Source organism: Streptomyces abikoensis, from assembly GCF_014648775.1.
Classification (GTDB): Bacteria; Actinomycetota; Actinomycetes; order Streptomycetales; family Streptomycetaceae; genus Streptomyces; species Streptomyces abikoensis.
Window position 1 is genome coordinate 340,140 of the sequence record NZ_BMRT01000005.1, and the last position, 20,799, is coordinate 360,938.

The window sequence follows — 20,799 nt, forward strand, 5'->3', positions numbered from 1 at the left end:
TGCCGTGAAGGTGCGGCTCAGCTCTCGGTGCGGTACATCAGATCCGTCTCGTGGGTGAGGAAGCCCAGCCGCTCGTAGACCCGTACGGCCGGGGCGTTGTCGGCGTCCACGTAGAGCATCGCCGTCGGCAGCCCCTTGGCCGCCAGGTGCCGCAGGCCGATCGTGGTGAGCGCCTTGCCGAGGCCGCCGCCCTGGGTGCCGGGGCGGACGCCCAGCACGTAGACCTCGCCGAGCTCCTCGGCGGCGTGGATCTTCGTCCAGTGGAAGCCGACGAGCTCCCCGCCGCGCTCGGCGAGGAAGAAGCCCTCCGGGTCGAACCAGTCCGCCGCCTTGCGGTCGTCGAGGTCGCGCTGGGTGAGCGAGCCCTGCTCGGGGTGATGGGCGAACGCCTCGGCGTTCACCGCGAGCCACGCCGCGTCGTCCTCGCCGGGCCGGAAGGCCCGTACGGTCACGCCCTCGGGCAGCACGGGGTCGGGGAGGTCGAGGCCGGCCAGCGGCCGGCGCATCTGCCGCAGCTCGCGGAAGAGGCTCAGCCCGAGCACCTGCGCGAGGTGCCGGGCGGCCGGGTGGCCGCCGTGCGCCCAGACCCGCAGCCGCTTGCCGGACTCGTGCAGCAGGGCGCTGCCGAGCGCCCGCCCGTGGCCGCGCCCCCGGGCGTCGGGGTGGACCACGAGCTCGCCCGCCGGGGCCTCCACGGGGTCGCTGTCCTCCAGCTGCCCGTAGCCGATGAGTTTCCTGTCCAAGTCGCGCAGCAGGACGTGCCGTACGCCCTCGCGCCGCCCCTTGAGCTGAAGGCGCCCCTGCTCGGAGACGGCCGGCTGCCCGTCCGCGGCGGCGGCCTCGCCGATCAGCCGCAGCACGTCGTCCACCACGTCGGGTGCCAGTTCCGCCAGCACCTCGATCCGGCGCTGCCCGCTCACGTCCACGTCATTCACCACGTCGCTCATGGGGCGAGCCTACGACGCCGACGCTCCGGTTCAGCGACGGCTGTTGAGGAAGCCGATGACGGTCGCGCCCCACCAGCCGAGCTGGGAGACGAGCACGGTGGAGGCGCAACGGGCGACGAGGGCGCGCCGGGCACGCCGGGAGACCGTGGCCGGCTCCGGGCCCCCGGCCGGCAGCGCGGCCAGGCGCGGCTGGAGGGTCCAGGCGTGGAGGCCGTTGAGGGCGACGACGAGGACGAGGCCGAGCTTGACCCGGGTGAGGAGGGCACCGGGGTCGGGGTGGAGCAGCATCCCGCTGCCGACAAGTCCGGCCAGCCCCAGCCAGATCGGCGGGTGGACGGCGTCGGCCGCGCGGAGGACCTCCGTCAGGGGGCGCTTGCCCAGCAGCCAGAGCAGGCCGAGCCAGTCGACGGTCAGGACGGCGCCGAAGCCGACGATCAGGCAGGCCAGGTGGACGAAGAGCGCGACGTCGTGGAGGAGCGGATCGGCCCGGAGGTGGACGGCGGCCCAGACAGTGGCCGCCCAGACGGCGCAGACACCGGCCGCGGCAGCGGAGATCAGCACGGATCTGGCGACCAGAGGGGTGGGAACGGGGGCGGAGCCGACCGGGGCGGTCACGAGCGGGTTCCTTCGCGCGAGGGGGGACGGACGGGTCGGCCGGCCCCCCACAGGCCGAACGCACCGCGGTCGGCCTTCGCTCGGGTCAGTTAGGAAAGGCTTCCCTTGGTTGGTTCGCCCTTACTAGGCCATAAAAGCCATGTCCTGGTCAAGCGGCGTGACCGCTTCGTCACCGCGCCGACGACAGCGGGGCCGCACCGAAGCGCTACCGATTCGTCACCTCGCCCCACCTGCCGCACTACGCGCGTTGACCGTAGGCTGCCGCCGACCGCATGTGCCGCGATCTTCACGCGCGCCCATGCACGCTTCACGCACGCCTTCTCGTCCATTGCACAAAGGGGAACAAATGCACGCGACGCCGCCACGGAAGCGCCTCGCGAGACGGCTGACCGCGACGGCGGCCGTTCTGGCCGCCACCGCCGGTGTCCTCTCCACCGCCGCCCCCGCCGGGGCGGCGCCCGCGTCGTACGGCCACGGTCACGGGCACGGCAACGCCCACGGCCGGACCGTGGACGTCCAGCTGCTGTCCTTCAACGACCTCCACGGCAACCTCGAGCCCCCGCAGGGCTCCTCCGGCACGGTGACGGAGAACCAGGCCGACGGGACGAAGAAGGTCATACCCGCGGGCGGCGTGGAGTACCTCGCCAACTCGCTGCGCACGGCGCGCAAGGGCCACGACTACTCGATCACCGCCGCCGCGGGCGACATGATCGGCGCCAGCCCGCTGATGTCCGGCCTCTTCCACGACGAGCCCACCATCGAGGCGCTCAACAAGCTCAAGCTCGACGTCACCTCCGTGGGCAACCACGAGTTCGACGAGGGCCGCGCCGAGCTGACGCGCATGCAGAAGGGCGGCTGCCACCCGAAGGACGGCTGCTTCGAGAAGGGCAAGAAGTTCCAGGGCGCCGACTTCCCCTACCTCGCCGCGAACGTCGTCGACGAGAAGACCGGCAAGCCCATCCTCAAGCCGTACACGGTCTGGCAGCGCAAGGGCGTGAAGGTCGGCTTCATCGGCGTGACGACCAAGCACACGCCGGACGTCGTCACGGCCGAGGGCGTCAAGGGCCTGAAGTTCCTCGACGAGGTCGAGACGATCGACAAGTACGCCAAGGAGCTCGACCGCCAGGGCGTGAAGTCGATCGTCGCGCTGATCCACGAGGGCGGCATGCCCGCCAACGGCTCGTACAACTTCGACTGCGACACCCCGGGCGCGGGCGCGGGCATCTCCGGCCCGATCGTCGACATCGCCAAGAAGGTCACGCCGAAGGTCGACGCCCTCGTCACCGGCCACACCCACCAGTCCTACGCCTGCACCATCCCCGACCCGTCCGGCGCCCCGCGCACGGTCACCTCGGCGGCCTCCTTCGGCCGGCTGTACACGGACACGACGCTGACGTACGACCGCCGGACCAAGGACATCGTCCGGACGACCGTCAAGAGCCCGCGCACCGGCAACCACGTGGTCAACCGCGACCAGCCCAAGGCCGCGGACATGACCGCGCTCATCGACCGCTGGAAGACCCTGGCGGCCCCGATCGCCAACAAGCCCGTCGGCTACATCTCCGCCGACATCAACGGCCGCGGCGCGGAGTCCCTGGAGCAGCCCCTCGGCGACGTCATCACCGACGCCCAGGTGGAGGCCCTGGCCCCGGCCGGCAAGGGCGGCGCGCAGATCGCCTTCATGAACCCCGGCGGCATCCGCTCCGACCTGGCCTACAAGGCCTCGGGCGGCGAGGGCGACGGCGTCGTGACGTACGGCGAGGCGTTCACGGTCCAGCCGTTCACCAACATGATGCAGACCAAGGACCTCACCGGCGCCCAGGTGCTCGCGGTCCTGCGGCAGCAGGTCAGCGGCGCCAACGAGGAGCAGCCGAAGATCCTCCAGGTGAGCAGCGCGCTGACCTACACGCTGGACCTGACGAAGAAGGGCGCGGACCGGATCGTCGCGTCGTCGGTGAAGGTGGGCGGCGCCCCGCTGGACGAGAAGAAGACCTACCGCGTCGCCGCGAACGAGTTCCTGATGGGCGGCGGTGACGGCTTCCCCGCCTTCAAGGACGGCACGAACAAGCTCGTCGGCCCGTCCGACCTGGACGTCTTCGTCACCTACCTGACGGCCCACTCGTCGAAGGCGTCGCCGCTGGCGCCGCCGAAGACGGACCGCATCACGATCGTGAAGTAATTCGCGATCCTGTACGTGTGCCCCTGTACGCCCTCGCGCCCCTTGGCGCGGGGGCGTACGCCGTGTCGGGGGCGGCGCGCGGTGGTAGGTCGTCCCGACGACCCACCCACCTGCCCGCCTCACGACTCGGGAGACCCGTATGAAGCACACCCTCCGCCGCGCCCTCACGACGGCCGCCGCCACGGTCCTGCTGGGCCTGGGCGGCGCTGCCCTGGCGACCCCGGCCCACGCGGAGGTGGACGCGAACGTGCTGGGCGGTACGGCCACGGCCCTGGCGGACGGCGTGGTGGCGGCGGGGCTGCTGGGCAATCCGCTCCTCCAGCTGCCCAACCCGGTCGAAGGCGTGATCTGACCCTCGGGTAGCCGATGGCCGGATCGGACGGTCCGGCCTTGCCGGGGGCGCGGGACGGACACATGATCACTGCTCGTATCGAGTCGCTCACCCACAGGACTGGAGACGAGACGTGTCATCCCGTATCGCGTTCCGCGCCCTCACCGCGCTCGTGGCGACGGCTGCCTTGAGCGTGCCCTTCACGCAGGGGGCGTCAGCGGCGACGCCGCCGACGCGCCCGGCGGCGAACGCCGTCGCGGACGACAACCCCTTCCGCTGGATGGACCTGGACGGCCTGCGCGCCGAGTACCGGTTCATGTGCCCGGCGGGGCACTGCGTCGGCTACTGGTCGCTGGTCCTGACGGACGAGGTCGCGAAGCGCCCGTACCGGGGCGGCGAGTTCTTCGTCTACGCCCCGGCGACGGGCGAGTTCGGCTTCTTCCTGGACACGGACATCGCGACGCGCACGGTGCGGCACGCACGTCAAGTCCGCCTCGTTGACAGCGACTTCACCCGTTCACATCCGCGCTTCGAGGTGCGCTACGGGGATCCGGCCCAGCCGAAGAAGGCCCGGGTCGTGGCGACGGCCACGATCTGGATGTAGCCGCCGCCGGTCCGGCTCCGGCGGTGTCGTCCGCCGGAGCCCTGTCGGCTATCCGGGCTAGGGCCGGCCGCCGTTCACCAGTTCCAGCGCTCGCCGCGGCCCTTGCAGGGGTCGCACACGCCGTCACCGCCGCACGCGTCGCACTTGGGCCTGGAGAAGAAACCGTCCAGTTCCCCGGTCCCGTCGCACTTACGGCACTCTCCGCTGCCCTCGCACGACTTGCACCGGGGCATCAGCCGACCACCTTCAGGGTCCTCGGCTTTCCGTTCTTCTCGAACCACTTGAACATCCCCTTGATGTCATCCGGGCTGAGCTTGATGCAGCCGTTGGAGTCGTAGTCCTTCACGCCGTCCCAGCGCTGGTGCTCATCCCGGCCCCGACCGCCGTCGCGGGTCATCTCGCTGTGGATGAACAGGCCGTCGCGCGGGGTGTTCTTGGCCTTGCAGGACGCACCGCTCAGGCTGATGGCATAGCCCTTGATGTCGCTGTTGCGCCTCCTCTCATAACCCTTGATCGAATAGTCCCCGTTGGGCAGCCAGCCCTGGTTGACCGCGCAATCGTCCGTGGCCCTCTCACCCCAGCCGGAGCCGGCCCGGTAACTCTTGACCGGGGATCCGTCGCGCATCACATAGAGCCTGGAATCCCTGTGGTCCCGGTGATTCTTGACGAACTTGAGGTAGAGAAAGTTGATGTGGTGCCGGCCTGCGTGGGTGCCCTTGCCGCCCTTGTGCGCATCCTTTCCGTCAGCCTGCGCGGTGGCCGCCGGCCCGGCCAGTGCGACGAGCGAGGCGGCCGCCAGCGCCGCCGCGACGGCACGCGCCGGGCGGCGCGTCGTGGTGTTCTTCGGCATGCTGTTGCTGCTCCTTGGATGAGTGGGAGATCCGCGAGACCGGATCTCTGTGGTCCCTGCGGCATCCAGAGTTCCGGGCCACCGACAGGGGCACCAGGGCTTCGGCCCGGCGCTCCGTCCCGCCCGCATCCCGCTCCCGTCCCGCTCGTTCTTCAGGGCGTCCACCTGCAAAAACGTTTGGGTTCGGGATGACGGAGGGACCGTGACGGGAGAACGGGACGCCACCGGCGACGCGGTGGCCGGACCTCGCACCGCGCCGGAGGCGGCGAGGGCGGAGCTCGCCCGGAGGCTGCACGCTCGCTGGAGCGCCACAGGGCTGGCGTTGGACCGGGTCGAGGACAAGCTCAGGAAGGCCCTGCACGGCCAGAAGGTCAAGGGGGTCAGCAAGTCAGCGCTGCAGCGCTATATGGCCGCGGACCACACGTCCGTCCCCGACAAGGCCCTGCTCACCGCGTTAGCGCAGATCTTCGAAGTCCCGGACCGGGAACTCGAGGAGTGGTACGAGCTCCAGAGACAGGCACTGATCATCCAGCGGCAGCGGCGCTACCGGCGGCCTGCGGCACCGACCGCCGTCCCGGCGCCCCGCGCCACCGAGGAGCCCGGGGAAACCGTGCCGCCCGTGCCGCCCGTGCCACCGGAGCGGCTCGGGCGGAGGTGGCGACGGCCGCCCACGCCCAAGGCCCTCCTGGCCGGCGGCGCCGTGGCAGCCGTCCTCGCGGTCGCGGCCGCTGTGCTCGGCCCGTGGGAACGGGCCGAGGCGCCCGCGGAGACCGCCACCGGAGCCACCCGCCCGGCGCCGTCGGCCCTCGCCGGACCCGCCACCCCGGAACGGCCCGATCTGGAACGCGGAACACTGGGCGAGGACAGCCGGTGCAGCGCGCCTTTCCCCGGGCCGGGCTCCGTCACTTGGCGCGTGTGCGCACGCGTCGAAGCGGAACGGATCACGTTCGCCCTGAAGATCACAAACCAGGGCTCCGGCGACGCGCGGATCAGGGCCCGCCTCCAGTACGTACAGGACAGGGTGTTCCACCCCTGCACCGGAGCCCCGGAAACCCGCGCCATGCTCATTCCGGCAGGCAAATCCCTCCTCACGGACCCCGCGGAATGCGGGGTGGCGCGGGCGAAGACGCCCCTCGGCTACCAAGGGGTGGGCTGGGTGCTGGCCGAGCACGCCGCGTCGGGCACGTACAAGCTCTCCCCGACGGCCCACGTCTACCCCGACCGCACCATCTGGCAGCCCGATCTCGTCTGAACGCACGTCGGCGGCGTGGACCCTGGGCACGTACCGGCCCGCGAGGCGGTCTACCGCAACTGGTGCCGGTGCCGGTGGCTGCGGATGGCTGCCAGCAGCGCGCGCAGTGACGCGGGGGCGACGACCAGGACGGTGTCCGGGTCATCGCTCTCGCGTAACCGGACGGTGCCGTCTTCGACGGCCGCTATGTTCAGGCAGGTGGCGCCCTCACCGCTGTACGACGACTTCTGCCAGGCGATCGCGGCGGCCGTCACCGGCACCCGCCGGCCGCCAGCCATCTCGCCTTGATCGCATGGAGAAGTCCGCGCAGGCTTCCGGAGGCCATTGCGATGACTACGCCCGGGTCGTCGCTCTCGCGTAAGCGGACGGTGCCGTCTTCGACGGCCGCTATGTTCAGGCAGTTCGAGGCGTCTCCGCTGTAGGAAGACTTTTGCCAGTGGTACGTGGACACGCGTCGTACCCTTCAGATGGTGCGTACGAGGCCATGGATGAAATCCCGCGACTCAGCCGGATTGAGCGCCGTTGCTTCCATGACGTCAAGGATTGCGCGGTATTTCGCCAGTTGAGCTTCGGCGTCGAGGAATTGACAGCCATGCGCAACGTCTAGCTGCACTGTATCGAGCTCCGGCACAGCCCCATAGACGTAGTCCGAAGACGTACCTGCTCCCGTGAAGGCCCCCACGGTGAAGGGGATCACGCGGATGGTGACGTTCTCCAGCTCGCTCATCTCAACGAGGTGGCGTAGCTGAGCGCGCACGGTCTCCGTGCCCCCGAACCTCATCCGCAGCGCCGCCTCGTGAATGACGGCGGAATAGCGAACCGGATTGTCGCGATGAAGGATCCCTTGTCGCTTCATCCTGTGAGACAGCCGGTGTTCCACCTCATATGCCCGCATGGGAGGTACCGCCGCCTGGATCACCGATCGCGCATGGTCGACGGTCTGCAGTAGCCCCGGGATGTGGATCACCAGCGCCACGCGCAGTCCGTGGGCATGGTGTTCCAGCTCGGCCAAGTCCGCCAGACCTGCCGGGAGATGCTCGCGGTACTCGTCCCACCAACCGCGCGTGCGCCCGCCCGTCATGTCGGCCAGAGCGTCAGTGAGCTTGTCGTCGCCGCACGAGTAGGCGCGTGCCATCGCCCGCACGCGGTCGGCGCTCACCGCGTGGCGGCCGGCCTCGATCATGCTCATGCGCGCCTGCTGGAAGCCGAAGCGCGCAGCGGCGGCTGTTGACGAAAGGCCCGCGCGCTCGCGGAGCTTGCGCAGCTCGGCACCCAGGCGTCGTTGCCTGAGTGTAGGTGGATGGCTCGATGACATGGCGCCCACTGTAGAGCCGACGCCGGGGGCGCCCTTGTCACCCACACGAGGGGGATTTCGTAGCTCTAAGAACGAACCGGTGTTAGCCCTACGGGCGGAGGCCCTACCGTCTCACCCAAGCCACTCCCCACGCGGCCCGCCGCGAACGCGGAAGCGCACCGCCCTGCCCAAGGGCGGCATTGACACCGCGCGGCAGCGAAAACCTCCCCGCAAGGAGCCACCATGGCAACCGTATCGCCGGAGAACCGCTGGTCCTACTCGCTCACCCTCCCCCACGACCCCCACTCCGCGCGGATCGCGCGGATCACGGCGCGCGGCGCGGTGGAAAGTCACGGCATGGGCGAACTCGCGGACGTCACCGAGCTGGTGGTGAGCGAACTCGTCACCAACTCCTACCTCTACTCCGACGGTCCGATCGAGGTACGGCTGAAGTACGTGGCCGACGACCGGCTGCGGATCCGCGTCTGGGACCGGAACCCGGAGGTCCCGTCGGCGTTCGAACGGCCCGTTCGGTGCGGCAAGGGTCTCATCCCGGAGATCGATCCGGAGGCGAGCCGGGGCAGGGGCCTACGGATCGTCCGGCTCTGCGCCGACAACTGGGGCAGTTGGTCGGGCAGCGCGACATACCCGGGGCTGCAGGGGAAGCTCCTGTGGTGCGAGGTGAGCCCGGCATCCGTGCCGTTCGCCCTCGCCGTGACGGCAGCGGTATAGGCCGAAAAGGCGCCGAAAAGACAGCGCGTCACTGCGCGTTGATGACGCTCCGGCACGTTCCGAAGGCGTCGCCGCTCTTCACCGTCCCCTCCCCGAACGCCGTGTTCAGCGCTGCCGCGAACTGCGGGGTGACGCTCAACGCGATGGTGAAGGGGATGGTGACCTTGGGCGTCGGCATCAGCTCCAGCTGCGGTGGCAGCGAGCCCGACGGGACGTAGGTGAAGGCCGGGGTGCGCGAGCCGGCCGGGTCGGCGGGGGTTCTGACGAGGAACGTCAGCACGCCCTGGAGGAGGTTCTCCGCGCTGCTGGGGATCTCGGGCTCCGATGCCTCGATCACGTTCCCGGCGCGGTCCCGCAGCGAGAATCCGCCCTTCGCGGCGTTGGTGACCGTGATCGCGCGTGTCAGAGCGGCCGGATCGGCGGCCAGCGACGGGAGGTCCCCCTCGCCCGCGATCTCGATCCTCGCCGTGCCGTCCGTGGTGGCGAAGGACCCCGAGGCGGCGCCCGGTGTCAGCGGGGCGAAGACGACGCCCGGCTTCCGCCAGGAGACAGCGCACTCACCCCTCGTGCCCTCGGCCGTGAGGGAGATGGGGTCGGGCACGAAGGCCGCCCATCCCGTGACCGCCGCGCCGGTGAGCGCGGCGGCCGCCAGGGCGACCACAGCCTTCCGGTTCACGGGGCGACGCCTCCTCCGACTCGGGCTCGGACCACGCTCGCATCCTCGCCCCAGCGGGAATCCCCCGCATCCGGCAGCCGCCGTTGGGATGACCGCTGTCCGAGTCATCCGGTGTCGCACATGTCGCGTGATCGTCGCGACTCCCCCGAGCGCGTGCCATGAGGATCACGCTAGAGGGCTTTGTCGGCCACGGGGAAAAACCCCGGCACAACGGCCGGAAACCGCCCCGATTCCTGCGCGTATTCATGCTAAGACTCGCGTTCGAAAATCCCGCCAAGAATGCGCCAGTACCGGCGGTAGCCCTTGCGATCACCGACCTCGGCCGTGGTGGGATGTGGCGATGCGAACCCCCACACGCATGCCCCTCCGTCCCCCCAACCCCTACGAGGAACTGGCGCAACTCGCCGGTCCGGAGCCGCCGTACGACGAACCCGACGAGCCGCCCCTCATACCCGCCATACCCTCCGATCCGATTGCCGCTCCTTCCGCCCGCCCTTCCGCCGGTCCCGGTGACAACCGGCCGCCGGCCCCGCCCGGCCATCGCCGCGCCGGGCGCCGTGGGAGCCGGCGCGGCCGCGCGAAGCGCCGCGCCCGTCGGCGGACCCGGCAGCGGTGGACGCCCAGCCCCTTCCGTCTCCTCCGCCGCGTCGTCAAGCTCCTCCTCGTCGTCACCGCCGGCGCCGCCCTCCTCTTCCTCGCCGACCGCTGCGCCGCGATGTACGCGGAGAAGAAGGCCCAACAGCAGCTCCAGCACGCGCTGCGGCTGACGGCCGAACCGCAGGTCGACATCAAGGGGTTCCCGTTCCTCACCCAGGTGGCCGCCAAGCGCCTCGACCGCGTCGACGTCACCGTCCCCCACGTCGCCGCCGACCGCGTGACGCTGGCGCGGGTGCGGGCGAGCGCCCGCGACATCCGGCTCACCGGCAGCCTGCCCACCGCCATTCGGGGCGCCGTCATCGGCGACCTCAGCGGCGAGGTCCTGCTGGCCTTCGCCGACATGGACCGGGAACTCGGCGCCTCGCAGGTCAGATTCCGCGACCTCGGCGGCGATTCGATCGGCGCCCTGGGCCGGCTGAACGTCGCCGGGCAGGAACTGGTCGTCCGGGCCCAGGCGCATCTGCGCCGGGACGGCGGGCACGCGATCACCACCGAGATCGACGGGATGAGCCTCGACCTCCCCCACGTCGCCACCTACCGCCCCGGAGGCCAGGGCCCGGACGACCGCAGAAGCCTCGTCCTGCACCGCGAGGCCGCCGAACGCATCGCCAAGGACGCCGCCCGGGTGAAGGCCCTCTTCTCCGTCCCGGCGATCGCCGAACGACTCGGCGTGCCGGAGGAGGCGGTGGGGACGCCCCGGTTCCTCGACGGGCTCACCCGGCTCAATCTCGTCGACGTGCTCGTCGAGCATCCGTGGCTGCTGGAGAAGCTGGGCATCGACCCCGGGCTGCTCACCGCGCTGACGCGGCTCCAGCCGCCCGAGCTGGCGGATCGATTCTCGTTCTCGTTCCGGATGCCGCGGGAGGCGGAGGGGTTGCGGTTGCGGGCCCTTTCCGTTGGGGCGGATGGGATTCGGGCCGAGTTGTCGGCGACCGGGCTCGCCGTGGGCGGATAGCCCATGTTGCACCTGCGGGCCGGTGGGGGCTGGTCGCGCCCGCGCGGCGGCAGCCGCAAATCGAAACTGCCCCGCGCCCCTTACGGGGCGCCCCCATTCGGGGCGCCCCCCTACAGCGCGTGTGGCGGTTCCGTCGCCGCGCCCGGGAGGCGGACGCTCGCCACCGTGCCGCCGTCCTCGGCCGGGCGGAGGGTCACCTCGCCGCCCGCCTGCCGGACCGTCCGGGCGACGATCGACAGGCCCAGGCCGCTGCCCGGCATGCCGCGTGCCGAGGGGGAGCGCCAGAACCGGTCGAAGACGTGCGGGAGTTCCTCGGCCGGAATGCCGGGTCCGTGGTCGCGAACGGTCAGTTCGCCCTTCACCAGACGGACCTCGATCACACCACCCGCAGGGCTGAACTTCACCGCGTTGTCGAGGAGGTTGACGACCGCCCGCTCCAGCGCGGCCGGCTCGGCGCGGACGAACCACGGGTCGAGCTCGGCGTCGACGGTGAGCCCGGCGCCACCGGCCCGCAGCCGGGCCCGCTCGACGGCTCGTCCGGCGGCCTCGTGGAGGGCGACCACCTGGAGCGGGCCGCTGTTCTCCGGGCCGTCCGGGCGGGACAGCTCCTGGAGGTCGCCGATGAGCTCCGCCAGCTCCGTCATCTGCGCCTTGACGCTCGCCAGCAGCGCCTTCCGGTCCTCCGGGGGGATCGCCCGGCCGGTCTCCTCGCTCCGGGCGAGCAGGTCGATGTTGGTGCGCAGCGAGGTCAGCGGCGTCCGCAGCTCGTGCCCGGCGTCGGCGATGAGCTGCTGCTGCCGGTCCCGGGAGGAGGCGAGCGCCTCGGTCATGGAGTTGAACGAGCGCGACAGGCGGGCGATCTCGTCCTCGCCCTCGACGGGGATGCGGACCGCGAGGTCGTCCGTGCGGGCGATGTGCTCGACGGCGTCCGTGAGCCGGTCCACGGGGCGCAGCGCGGCCCGGGCGATCCACAGTCCGGCCGTCGCGGCCAGGACCACGCCCACGCCGGCCGTGAACACCAGTACGAGGGCGAGGGAGTTGAGGGGCTTGTCGGTCTCGCTCAGCGGCTGGGCGATGGAGACGGCCGTGTTCGGCAGCTGTTCGCTGCGGTACGTCGAGACGCGCATCTCGCTGCCGTCGGTGGCGACGCTGTCGTGGAGCGTCTCCTCCAGCCGGCCGTCGGCGACGGCGAGGTCGGCGGCGGTGATCCTGATGGGGGACTTGCCGGGCAGCGTGCAGACCAGCCCGCCGGCCGTGACGACCTGCACGGTGTACGAGCCGGGGGCCGGGGGCAGGCCGGGCGGGTTGGCGCCGCAGCCGCGCACCAGGGCCTGTACCGAGCGCTCGTCGAGGCGCTTGCTGGTCAGGGTGGTGTCGCGCTCGCTGCCGAGCTGCTCCTTGGTGACGAACCAGCAGGCCCACGCCGCCAGCGCCACCGCCACCGCGCAGGCGGCGGCCGTCAGCAGGGCCAGCCGGGAGCGCAGCGGGAGCCGGCGGAATCTGGTCGCGATCATTCCGTGCCGCCGTCGGCCCGCAGGACGTACCCGACCCCGCGGACGGTGTGGACGAGCCTGGGTTCTCCCCCGGCCTCGGTCTTGCGGCGCAGGTACATCACGTACACGTCGAGGGAGTTGGACGACGGCTCGAATTCAAACCCCCAGACGGACTTGAGGATCTGCTCGCGGGTGAGCACCTGACGGGGGTGGGTCAGGAACAGCTCCAGCAGGGTGAACTCGGTCCGGGTCAGCTCCACGCGCCGTGCGCCCCGGGTCACCTCGCGCGTGGCGAGGTCCATGCGCAGATCGCCGAAGGACAGCGTCGGCGAGTCGGTGTCGGCGGGCGCGGCGGAGGCCGCGTAGGAGCTGCGGCGCAGGAGCGCGCGGATGCGGGCCAGCAGCTCGTCCAGTTCGAAGGGCTTGACGAGATAGTCGTCGGCGCCGGCGTCGAGGCCGGTGACGCGGTCGCCGACCGTGTCGCGGGCGGTCAGCATCAGGATGGGGACGGTCACTCCGGAGGCGCGCATCCGGCGGGCGGCCGTCAGGCCGTCCATCCGGGGCATCAGCACGTCGAGCACGATCAGGTCGGGGCGCCGGTCGGCGACCTTCTCGACCGCGTCCAGCCCGTCGACGGCCAGCTCGGTCGCGTAGCCCTCGAAGGCGAGGCTGCGGCGCAGTGCCTCGCGCACGGCGGGCTCGTCGTCCACGATCAGGATGCGGGCGGGCGTCTCGCCGTGCTCGGCGGGGCTCATCGGCGGTACCTCACGGTTCTCACTGGGTGGCAAGGGTGCGTCTCTCGCCTCAGCCTCGCACGCCCAGGGGTTTCTCAGGCGCCACTGCCGCCCGCTCGCAGCTTGGCCAGGTCGGCCTTGACCGTGTTGACGGGGATGGCGAAGCCGAGGCCCACGCTGCCCGCGGTGTCACTGGCGCCCGCGTTGTACATGGCGGAGTTGATGCCGATGATCTCGCCGTTCATGTTGATGAGGGCGCCGCCGGAGTTGCCGGGGTTGAGGGAGGCGTCGGTCTGGATGGCCTTGTAGGTGGTCTTGGAGGAGCCGGTGTCGCCGTTGTACTGGTTGCCGCCGAACTCGAAGGGCCACTGCGAGAAGCCGCGCTGCCGCTGACCCTGCTGGTCCTGGCCGCCGCCGCCCTGTCCCTGTTCCTTGGCGACGGTCACGTCGCGGTTGAGGGCGGAGACGATGCCGCTGGTCACGGTCCCGGTGAGGCCCTCGGGGGAGCCGATGGCGACGACCTGGTCGCCGACCCTGAGCTTGCCGGAGTCGCCGAGCTTGGCGGCCTTGAGGCCCTTGGCGTCCTGGATCTTGATGAGGGCGAGGTCCTTGCCGGGGTCGGTGCCGACGACCTTGGCGGTCTTGGACGTGCCGTCGCTGAGGGTGACCTTGACCTCGTCGGCGCCGGCGACGACGTGGTTGTTGGTGATCACTTCACCGTCGCCGGTGATGATCACGCCGGAGCCGGTGGACTGGCCGGAGGCCGTCGCCGCCTTGATCTCCACGATGCTGGGGCTGACGGCGTTGGCGACGGCCGAGACGCCACTGCCCTTGGCGGAGACGTTCTGGACGGGCGTGGACTGGCCGGTGTCCGCGCGCCCGCTCGTCAGCTCTCCCACGAGCGCCGCCGACCCGCCGCCGACCACGGCCGCGACGATCGCCGCGGCGGCGAGCAGCGCGACGGGACGGCGGGCGCGGGCTCGGTGGGACGCGGGGTACGGCTGCGGCTGCGCCGGCTCGGGCGCCGGGGCGCCGAACTGGGCGTGCGGGGGGTAGGCCGGGGGCGCGGGGTACTCGTTGTCCGTCATGACTATGACTGTGCGCCGTCATCATGAGAGGAGTCTGAGGACGGGCTGAGAACGGGGGCAGAACCCTGTTCACCCGGCATAAGGACCGCCACCCCGCGCCGGGGGCCCGGGGGCGGGGCCTCGTCAGCCACAGCCGCAGGAGCGGCGGATCACCAGGCGGGACGGGAACTGCTTGAGGCGTTCGCGGCGGGAGCCGGCGAAGCGGAGGCCGTCGTCGAGGACGAGATCGACCGCCGAGCGCGCCATCGCCTGGCGGTCGGAGGCGACGGTGGTGAGGGGCGGGTCCGTGAGGGCCGCCTCCTTGACGTCGTCGAACGCGGCCACCGCGAGCTCACCCGGCACGTCGATGCGCAGCTCGCGCGCGGCCCGCAGCACACCGATGGCCTGGTCGTCCGTGGCGCACATCAGGGCCGGCGGCCGGTTCGGGCCGGAGAGCAGCTCCAGGGCGACCTTGTACGCGTCGTAGCGGTTGTAGGGGGCCGGGAAGAGCCGGCCCTCCAGGGACTTCCCGGCCTCGCGCATGGCGCGCCGCCAGCCCTCGACGTGGTCGGTGACCGGGTCGCCCACGGTCGGTGTGACCTCCGTGCCGCCGAGGCAGGCGACGTACGGGTGGCCGTGCTCCAGGAGGTGGCGCGTGGCGAGCTGGGCGCCGCCGACGTCGTCGGTGACGACGGCCACGTCGTCTATGGCGTCGGGCCTGCGGTGCATCAGGACGACCCGGGCGTCCCAGGCGTCGATCTCCATGGCGGCGGTCTCGCTGGGGCCCTGGCTGATCAGGATCAGGCCGGAGACGCGCATGCCCAAGAAGGCGCGCAGATAGTGCACTTCGCGCTCGTCGAGGTAGTCGGAGTTCCCGACGAGGACCATCTTCCCGCGCTCGGCCGCCGCCTGCTCGACCGCGTGCGCCATCTCCGCGAAGAAGGGCTGGCGCGCGTCCGGGACGATCAGGCCTATGAGGTCCGTCCGTCGGGAGGCCATCGCCTGGGCGACCCGGTCGGGCCGGTACCCCAGCTCCTTGATCGCGGCCAGCACTCGCTCCCGCGTCGCCGGTGCCACCGGGCGCGGTCCATTGTTGATGACGTAGCTGACGACCGCGGTCGACGTCCCCGCAAGCCTCGCCACATCGTCCCGCGTCACCTTGGCCACGCGCGGCAGTCTACGCGGGTCCACCTACCGTTTCACCGGGCGAACGGCCTCGGTTCGGTCACTTCGCCGCCCGGCGGAAGCAGGGGCGGAGGAGGGGGTGGCGGAAGGGGCGGAGTCGGCCTTCTCCTTCTCGGCCTTCTCCGCCTTCACCTGTTTCTCCGCCTTTTCCGGCTTCTCCGGCAGCACGAACCGATAGCCCACGTTCCGGACGGTGCCGATCAAGGACTCGTGCTCGGGGCCCAGCTTGGCGCGCAGCCGCCGGACGTGGACGTCCACCGTGCGGGTACCGCCGAAATAGTCGTAGCCCCAGACCTCTTGGAGCAGCTGGGCGCGGGTGAAGACCCGGCCGGGGTGCTGGGCGAGATATTTGAGCAGCTCGAATTCCTTGAAGGTCAGGTCCAGGACCCGGCCCTTGAGCTTGGCGCTGTAGGTGGCCTCGTCCACGGAGAGGTCGCCGGTGCGGATCTCCATCGGGCTGTCGTCCATGGAGATCTGCTGACGGCCCATGGCCAGGCGCAGCCGGGCCTCGACCTCGGCGGGGCCCGCCGTGTCGAGGAGGACGTCGTCGACGCCCCAGTCGGCGGTGACGGCGGCGAGGCCGCCCTCGGTGACGACGAGGAGCAGCGGACAGCCCGGCCCGGTGGAGCGCAGCAGCTGGCAGAGGCTGCGGACGTGGGGCAGGTCGCGGCGGCCGTCGATCAGTATGACGTCGGCCCCGGGGGTGTCCACGAGGGCCGGGCCCTCGGCGGGGGCCACGCGCACGCTGTGCAGCAGCAGGCCGAGCGCGGGCAGCACCTCGGTCGACGGCTGGAGGGCATTGGTCAGGAGAAGCAGGGAGCTCATCGGCCACCACCTGCCCGGTTCCTCGTAAGGCACGTACGACCCGCGGGGGTCGCGCCCTCTTCTGGTGCGCTCTCTTGTCGTGCGCTTCGCTCGCCCATTACGTCGGTTCCTCCTCGGTCCCTGCGAGGACGGTTGGGGCACTGCTCGTCGTCCGAATGCACAAAAGGACCCGGGGGCCACTCTGCCCGGATCCTCTCTGCGCAGCAGAATAACCCACCCGACTTTCGACGGCGCGGACGATTTTGCATGAGCTTGTGTTTCGTCGGTCACTTCGAGTGGTCATCGCATCGCACTCTTGACGGTCGCCGGTCGGTACGTCCTGCAGGAACCAGTCTCGCGCACCCACCGGCTCCGGGGCGGCCGAATGGGGGTGCGCCGCGGCACGGGGGGCGCACGGGGGCACGCGCCGGGGCACGCGCCGCCGCGACGGCGCGTGCCCCCAGGCCGTACGAAGAGCCCGACGGTCGTACGAAGAGCCCTACGCCTCCGCGACCGGCTCCGCGAACTGCGCCTCGTACAACCGGGCGTACGCCCCGCCCGTCGCCAGCAGCGAGTCGTGGGTGCCCTGCTCCACGATGCGGCCGGATTCCATCACCAGGATGACGTCCGCGTCACGGATGGTGGAGAGGCGGTGGGCGATCACGAAGCTGGTGCGCCCGGTCCGCAGCCGGCCCATGGCCTGCTGGATCAGCACCTCGGTGCGGGTGTCGACGGAGCTGGTGGCCTCGTCGAGGACGAGGATCTCCGGCTCGGCGAGGAAGGCCCGCGCGATGGTTATCAGCTGCTTCTCGCCGACGCTGACGTTGGAGCCCTCCTCGTCTATCACCGTTTCGTAGCCGTCGGGCAGCGTACGGACGAAGCGGTCGACGTGGGTGGCCTTCGCCGCCTCCACGATCTTGTCCATGGAGACGCCCTCGGGGGCGCCGTAGGCGATGTTCTCCGCGATCGTGCCGCCGAAGAGCCAGGTGTCCTGGAGGACCATGCCGATGTGGGAGCGCAGCTCCTCGCGGGACATCTCGGCGACGTCGACGCCGTCGAGCGTGATGCGGCCCCCGTTGACCTCGTAGAACCGCATCAGCAGATTGACCATGGTGGTCTTGCCGGCGCCGGTCGGGCCGACGATGGCGACGGTCTGGCCGGGCCGGACCGTCAGCGACAGGTCCTCGATGAGCGGGCGGTCGGGCTCGTAGCGGAAGGAGACCTTCTCGAAGGAGACCTCGCCGCGCACCCGGTCGGGGCGGCGCGCGTCCGCCGGCTCGGCGGACTGCTCCTCCGCGTCCAGCAGCTCGAAGACGCGCTCGGCCGAGGCGACGCCGGACTGGACCAGGTTGGCCATGGAGGCCACCTGGGTCAGCGGCTGGCTGAACTGGCGCGAGTACTGCACGAACGCCTGGACGTCACCGATCGACAGCGAACCGGTCGCCACGCGCAGACCGCCGACCACGGCGACGAGCACGTAGTTGAGGTTGCCGATGAACATCATCGCGGGCTGGATCAGGCCCGAGATGAACTGGGCCTTGAACCCGGCCTCGTAGAGCTCCTCGTTCTCCTTGCGGAACGTCTCGGCGGACTCCTTCTGCCGGCCGAAGACCTTCACCAGCGAGTGGCCGGTGTACATCTCCTCGATGTGGGCGTTCAGCTTGCCCGTGGACTTCCACTGGGCGACGAACTGCGGCTGCGCCCGCTTGCCGATCCGGGTGGCGACGACGATCGACACCGGCACGGTCACCAGGGCGACCAGGGCCAGCAGCCAGGAGATCCAGAACATCATCGCCAGCACGCCGACGATCGTCAGCAGGGAGGCCATGATCTGGCTGAGGGTCTGCTGGAGGGTCTGCGCGATGTTGTCGATGTCGTTGGTGGCCCGGGAGAGGACCTCGCCGCGCTGCTGCTTGTCGAAGTAGCTCAGCGGCAGCCGACCGAGCTTCTCCTCGACCTCCTCGCGCAGCCGGAACACGGCCTTCTGGACGACGTTCGTGGCGATGCGGGCCTGGACGAGCTGGAAGAGGGACGAGCCCACGTAGATCAGCGTCGCCCACAGCAGTACGTTGCCGACGGCGCCGTAGTCGATGCCGTGGCCCGGGACGAAGTCGACGCCGGAGAGGACGTCGGCGATCTTGCCGTTGCCCTGCTGCCGCATCCGCTCCAGGACCTGGGCCTTGGTGGCGCCGGCCGGCATCTGGGAGCCGACGACACCGGCGAAGATCAGGTCGGTGGCGTGGCCGAGGACCTTGGGGCCGATGACGGCCAGCCCCACGCTGGCCACGCCGAGCGCCAGGGCGAGGGAGACGACGGCCCGCTCGGGGCGCAGCCGGGCGAGGAGCCGGCGGCCGGAGCCGGCGAAGTCCATGGACTTCTCGGTGGGCTGGCCGCCCATGAAGCGGGCCATGCCGACGGCGGGCGCGGGCCCTCTGCGCTGCGGGGCACCCGGTTTACCGCCCGATCCGCCCGGTTTTCCGTCCGGGCCGCCCGGTCCGCCCGGTTTCCCGTCCGGGCCGCCGGCGGCGGGCTCGGCGGGCTTCGCGGCGGGCTTCTCGAGGGACGTCACGCCGCCTCCTCCTCGGTGAGCTGGGAGAGCACGATCTCCCGGTAGGTCTCGTTCGTCCCCATCAGTTCGGTGTGGGTGCCCGTGCCGACGACCCGGCCCTCGTCGAGGACCACGATGCGGTCGGCGTCGCGGATGGTCGACACCCGCTGCGCGACGATCACCACCGTCGCGTCCCCGGTCTCCCGCGACAGCGCGGCCCTCAGCCGGGCGTCCGTCGCGTAGTCGAGGGCGGAGAAGGAGTCGTCGAAGAGGTAGATCTCCGGCTTGCGGACCAGGGCCCGGGCGATCGCCAGGCGCTGCCGCTGGCCACCGGAGACATTGGTGCCGCCCTGGGAGATCGGCGCCTCCAGCATCCCGTCCATCGACTCGACGAACGCACGGGCCTGCGCGGTCTCCAGCGCCTGCCACAGCTCGTCGTCGGTCGCGTCGGGGCGTCCGTAGCGCAGGTTGGAGGCGACGGTGCCGGAGAAGAGGTACGGCTTCTGCGGGACGAGCCCCACGGCCGCCGACATCGCGGCCGGGTCCAGCTCCCGCACGTCCACGCCGTCGACGAGGACGGTGCCCCCGGTGGCGTCGAACAGCCGTGGGATCAGGCCCAGCAGGGTCGACTTGCCGCTGCCGGTGGAGCCGATGACGGCCGTGACCTCGCCGGGCCGGGCCACCAGGGAGACGTCGCGGAGCACCGGCTCCTCGGCACCCGGGTAGCCGAACTCCACCGCGCGCAGCTCCAGGTGACCGCGCCCCCGCAGCTCGGTCACCGGGACGGCGGGCGGCGCCACGCTCGACTCCGTGGTCAGGACCTCCTGGATGCGCTCGGCGCAGACCTCGGCGCGCGGCACCATCATGAACATGAAGGTGGCCATCATGATCGACATCAGGATCTGCATCAGATAGCTGATGAACGCCGTGAGCGCGCCGATCTCCATGCCGCCGTCACCGATCCGGTGCCCGCCGAACCACACGACGGCGATCGAGGACAGGTTCACCACCAGCATCACGGACGGGAACATCAGCGACATCAGCCGTCCCGCGCGCAGCGAGACGTCCATCAGCTCGGTGTTGGCGCTCCTGAATCGTTTCCGCTCGTGATCGTCGCGGACGAACGCGCGGATGACGCGGATGCCCGAGATCTGCTCGCGCAGCACCCGGTTGACGGTGTCGATGCGGGACTGCACCCCGCGGAACACCGGCCGCATCCGCCAGATGATCACGCTCACGATGGCCGCCAGGACCGGCACGATCACCAGCAGCAGCGAGGAGAGCGGCACGTCCTGCTGGACGGCCAGGACGATGCCGCCCGCGCACATGATCGGCGCCGACACCATCAGCGTGAACGCCATCAGGGTCAGCATCTGGACCTGCTGGACGTCATTGGTGGTGCGGGTGATCAGCGATGGCGCCCCGAACTGCCCCATCTCACGCGCGGAGAAGGACTGGACGCGGTCGAAGACCGCGGCGCGCAGGTCCCGGCCGACCGCCATGGCCGTCCGGGCGCCGTAGTACACGGCGCCGATCGCGCAGACGATCTGCGCGAGGGTCACGGCGAGCATCAGCCCGCCGGTGCTCAGGATGTATCCGGTATCGCCCTTGACGACACCCTTGTCGATGATGTCCGCGTTGAGATTGGGGAGGTAGAGAGTGGCGAGGGTCTGAACGAGCTGCAAGAGCACGATCAGCGCGATCGCTCCGGTATAGGGCCGCAAAGACGACCGTAGAAGTCGCACCAACACACAAGAAGCCTATGCGAGCTGCTCTCGATGGGGCCTCTCCTTTACCGGGCGGGGACATGGCGGCCCCGGCACCCGTCATCATGGAGGCGGCAAGAAACCGAAAGGGGTCGCCGTGGCGACGACAC

General features: G+C 70.9%; 21 protein-coding genes. 6 read left to right on the forward strand and 15 right to left on the reverse strand.

Annotated elements, in window-relative coordinates:
- Positions 1-17: 17 nt before the first annotated feature.
- Together mshD and IE096_RS19415 are read right to left on the reverse strand one after the other, a co-directional pair.
- Positions 18-947, reverse strand: a complete 930-nt coding sequence (gene mshD / locus IE096_RS19410) for a mycothiol synthase (protein ID WP_189453400.1) — start codon at positions 945-947, stop codon at positions 18-20.
- Positions 948-977: 30 nt separating this feature from the next.
- Positions 978-1,562, reverse strand: coding sequence for a hypothetical protein (locus tag IE096_RS19415; RefSeq protein WP_229820373.1), 585 nt, complete (start codon positions 1,560-1,562; stop codon positions 978-980).
- A gap of 346 nt (positions 1,563-1,908) precedes the next feature.
- Here IE096_RS19415 and IE096_RS19420 point away from each other — a divergent pair, with 346 nt between their 5' ends.
- The 3 genes from IE096_RS19420 (at position 1,909) to IE096_RS19430 (ending at position 4,676) form a co-directional block, all read left to right on the forward strand.
- On the forward strand, positions 1,909-3,741 hold the full coding sequence (locus IE096_RS19420) for a bifunctional metallophosphatase/5'-nucleotidase (RefSeq protein WP_189453405.1): 1,833 nt from the start codon (positions 1,909-1,911) through the stop codon (positions 3,739-3,741).
- Between the two features lie 139 nt (positions 3,742-3,880).
- Positions 3,881-4,093 (forward strand): hypothetical protein, encoded by a 213-nt coding sequence (locus IE096_RS19425; RefSeq protein ID WP_189453407.1) that lies wholly within the window; start codon positions 3,881-3,883, stop codon positions 4,091-4,093.
- A gap of 112 nt (positions 4,094-4,205) precedes the next feature.
- The gene (locus IE096_RS19430) at positions 4,206-4,676 is read left to right on the forward strand and encodes a hypothetical protein (RefSeq protein ID WP_189453409.1); all 471 of its coding nucleotides are present in this window, start codon (positions 4,206-4,208) and stop codon (positions 4,674-4,676) included.
- Positions 4,677-4,750: 74 nt separating this feature from the next.
- Here IE096_RS19430 and IE096_RS19435 read toward each other — a convergent pair whose 3' ends face one another.
- The gene (locus tag IE096_RS19435) at positions 4,751-4,909 is read right to left on the reverse strand and encodes a hypothetical protein (RefSeq protein WP_189453410.1); all 159 of its coding nucleotides are present in this window, start codon (positions 4,907-4,909) and stop codon (positions 4,751-4,753) included.
- A complete protein-coding gene (locus IE096_RS19440) occupies positions 4,909-5,526 on the reverse strand; it encodes a L,D-transpeptidase (RefSeq protein ID WP_189453413.1) in 618 nt (205 codons plus the stop codon). Before IE096_RS19440 ends, IE096_RS19435 begins: the two co-directional genes overlap by 1 nt.
- 202 nt (positions 5,527-5,728) lie before the next feature.
- Between IE096_RS19440 and IE096_RS19445 the strand changes: the two genes are divergently transcribed.
- Positions 5,729-6,778: a hypothetical protein gene (locus IE096_RS19445; RefSeq protein WP_189453414.1), complete on the forward strand. Its 1,050-nt coding sequence runs from the start codon at positions 5,729-5,731 to the stop codon at positions 6,776-6,778.
- A 50-nt stretch (positions 6,779-6,828) separates the two neighbouring features.
- On the opposite strand, the gene IE096_RS19450 is transcribed toward IE096_RS19445, so the two are convergent.
- The 3 genes from IE096_RS19450 to IE096_RS19460 are packed head-to-tail and all read right to left on the reverse strand — an operon-like array spanning position 6,829 to position 8,093.
- On the reverse strand, positions 6,829-7,056 hold the full coding sequence (locus IE096_RS19450) for a DUF397 domain-containing protein (protein ID WP_189453417.1): 228 nt from the start codon (positions 7,054-7,056) through the stop codon (positions 6,829-6,831).
- A complete protein-coding gene (locus IE096_RS19455) occupies positions 7,029-7,229 on the reverse strand; it encodes a DUF397 domain-containing protein (RefSeq protein WP_189453418.1) in 201 nt (66 codons plus the stop codon). The genes IE096_RS19450 and IE096_RS19455 overlap by 28 nt, the downstream gene beginning before the upstream one ends.
- Before the next feature lie 12 nt (positions 7,230-7,241).
- Positions 7,242-8,093, reverse strand: a complete 852-nt coding sequence (locus IE096_RS19460) for a helix-turn-helix domain-containing protein (protein ID WP_189453420.1) — start codon at positions 8,091-8,093, stop codon at positions 7,242-7,244.
- Between the two features lie 222 nt (positions 8,094-8,315).
- Between IE096_RS19460 and IE096_RS19465 the strand changes: the two genes are divergently transcribed.
- On the forward strand, positions 8,316-8,804 hold the full coding sequence (locus IE096_RS19465) for an ATP-binding protein (RefSeq protein ID WP_189453422.1): 489 nt from the start codon (positions 8,316-8,318) through the stop codon (positions 8,802-8,804).
- A gap of 28 nt (positions 8,805-8,832) precedes the next feature.
- Here the strand turns inward: IE096_RS19465 and IE096_RS19470 are convergent, their stop codons facing one another.
- Positions 8,833-9,480 carry a hypothetical protein gene (locus tag IE096_RS19470; RefSeq protein WP_189453424.1) on the reverse strand — a complete coding sequence of 216 codons (648 nt, stop codon included), beginning with the start codon at positions 9,478-9,480 and terminating at the stop codon, positions 8,833-8,835.
- Positions 9,481-9,838: 358 nt separating this feature from the next.
- On the opposite strand from IE096_RS19470, the gene IE096_RS19475 reads away from it, so the two are divergent.
- A complete protein-coding gene (locus tag IE096_RS19475) occupies positions 9,839-11,092 on the forward strand; it encodes an LmeA family phospholipid-binding protein (RefSeq protein ID WP_189453426.1) in 1,254 nt (417 codons plus the stop codon).
- A 110-nt stretch (positions 11,093-11,202) separates the two neighbouring features.
- Here the strand turns inward: IE096_RS19475 and IE096_RS19480 are convergent, their stop codons facing one another.
- From IE096_RS19480 to IE096_RS19510, 7 genes are all read right to left on the reverse strand, one after another.
- A complete protein-coding gene (locus IE096_RS19480; protein ID WP_189453428.1) occupies positions 11,203-12,606 on the reverse strand; it encodes a sensor histidine kinase in 1,404 nt (467 codons plus the stop codon).
- Positions 12,603-13,340: a response regulator transcription factor gene (locus IE096_RS19485; protein ID WP_189453430.1), complete on the reverse strand. Its 738-nt coding sequence runs from the start codon at positions 13,338-13,340 to the stop codon at positions 12,603-12,605. The genes IE096_RS19480 and IE096_RS19485 overlap by 4 nt, the downstream gene beginning before the upstream one ends.
- Positions 13,341-13,414: 74 nt before the next feature.
- A complete protein-coding gene (locus IE096_RS19490; protein WP_189453432.1) occupies positions 13,415-14,407 on the reverse strand; it encodes a S1C family serine protease in 993 nt (330 codons plus the stop codon).
- 123 nt (positions 14,408-14,530) lie between these two features.
- Positions 14,531-15,553 (reverse strand): LacI family DNA-binding transcriptional regulator, encoded by a 1,023-nt coding sequence (locus IE096_RS19495; RefSeq protein ID WP_189453435.1) that lies wholly within the window; start codon positions 15,551-15,553, stop codon positions 14,531-14,533.
- 24 nt (positions 15,554-15,577) lie between these two features.
- Positions 15,578-16,396: a response regulator transcription factor gene (locus IE096_RS19500; protein WP_189453437.1), complete on the reverse strand. Its 819-nt coding sequence runs from the start codon at positions 16,394-16,396 to the stop codon at positions 15,578-15,580.
- A 478-nt stretch (positions 16,397-16,874) separates the two neighbouring features.
- On the reverse strand, positions 16,875-18,773 hold the full coding sequence (locus tag IE096_RS19505) for an ABC transporter ATP-binding protein (protein WP_189453605.1): 1,899 nt from the start codon (positions 18,771-18,773) through the stop codon (positions 16,875-16,877).
- Positions 18,774-18,940: 167 nt separating this feature from the next.
- Positions 18,941-20,674 (reverse strand): ABC transporter ATP-binding protein, encoded by a 1,734-nt coding sequence (locus tag IE096_RS19510; protein ID WP_189453439.1) that lies wholly within the window; start codon positions 20,672-20,674, stop codon positions 18,941-18,943.
- Positions 20,675-20,799 lie beyond the last annotated feature (125 nt).

Coding starts and splice junctions, on each gene's coding strand:
- mshD (WP_189453400.1), bottom strand. CDS start 947: ATGAGCGACGTGGTGAATGACGTGGACGTGAGCGGGCAGCGCCGGATC.
- IE096_RS19420 (WP_189453405.1), top strand. CDS start 1,909: ATGCACGCGACGCCGCCACGGAAGCGCCTCGCGAGACGGCTGACCGCG.
- IE096_RS19425 (WP_189453407.1), top strand. CDS start 3,881: ATGAAGCACACCCTCCGCCGCGCCCTCACGACGGCCGCCGCCACGGTC.
- IE096_RS19435 (WP_189453410.1), bottom strand. CDS start 4,909: ATGCCCCGGTGCAAGTCGTGCGAGGGCAGCGGAGAGTGCCGTAAGTGC.
- IE096_RS19440 (WP_189453413.1), bottom strand. CDS start 5,526: ATGCCGAAGAACACCACGACGCGCCGCCCGGCGCGTGCCGTCGCGGCG.
- IE096_RS19450 (WP_189453417.1), bottom strand. CDS start 7,056: ATGGCTGGCGGCCGGCGGGTGCCGGTGACGGCCGCCGCGATCGCCTGG.
- IE096_RS19460 (WP_189453420.1), bottom strand. CDS start 8,093: ATGTCATCGAGCCATCCACCTACACTCAGGCAACGACGCCTGGGTGCC.
- IE096_RS19465 (WP_189453422.1), top strand. CDS start 8,316: ATGGCAACCGTATCGCCGGAGAACCGCTGGTCCTACTCGCTCACCCTC.
- IE096_RS19475 (WP_189453426.1), top strand. CDS start 9,839: ATGCCCCTCCGTCCCCCCAACCCCTACGAGGAACTGGCGCAACTCGCC.
- IE096_RS19480 (WP_189453428.1), bottom strand. CDS start 12,606: ATGATCGCGACCAGATTCCGCCGGCTCCCGCTGCGCTCCCGGCTGGCC.
- IE096_RS19485 (WP_189453430.1), bottom strand. CDS start 13,340: ATGAGCCCCGCCGAGCACGGCGAGACGCCCGCCCGCATCCTGATCGTG.
- IE096_RS19490 (WP_189453432.1), bottom strand. CDS start 14,407: ATGACGGACAACGAGTACCCCGCGCCCCCGGCCTACCCCCCGCACGCC.
- IE096_RS19500 (WP_189453437.1), bottom strand. CDS start 16,396: ATGAGCTCCCTGCTTCTCCTGACCAATGCCCTCCAGCCGTCGACCGAG.
- IE096_RS19505 (WP_189453605.1), bottom strand. CDS start 18,773: ATGGGCGGCCAGCCCACCGAGAAGTCCATGGACTTCGCCGGCTCCGGC.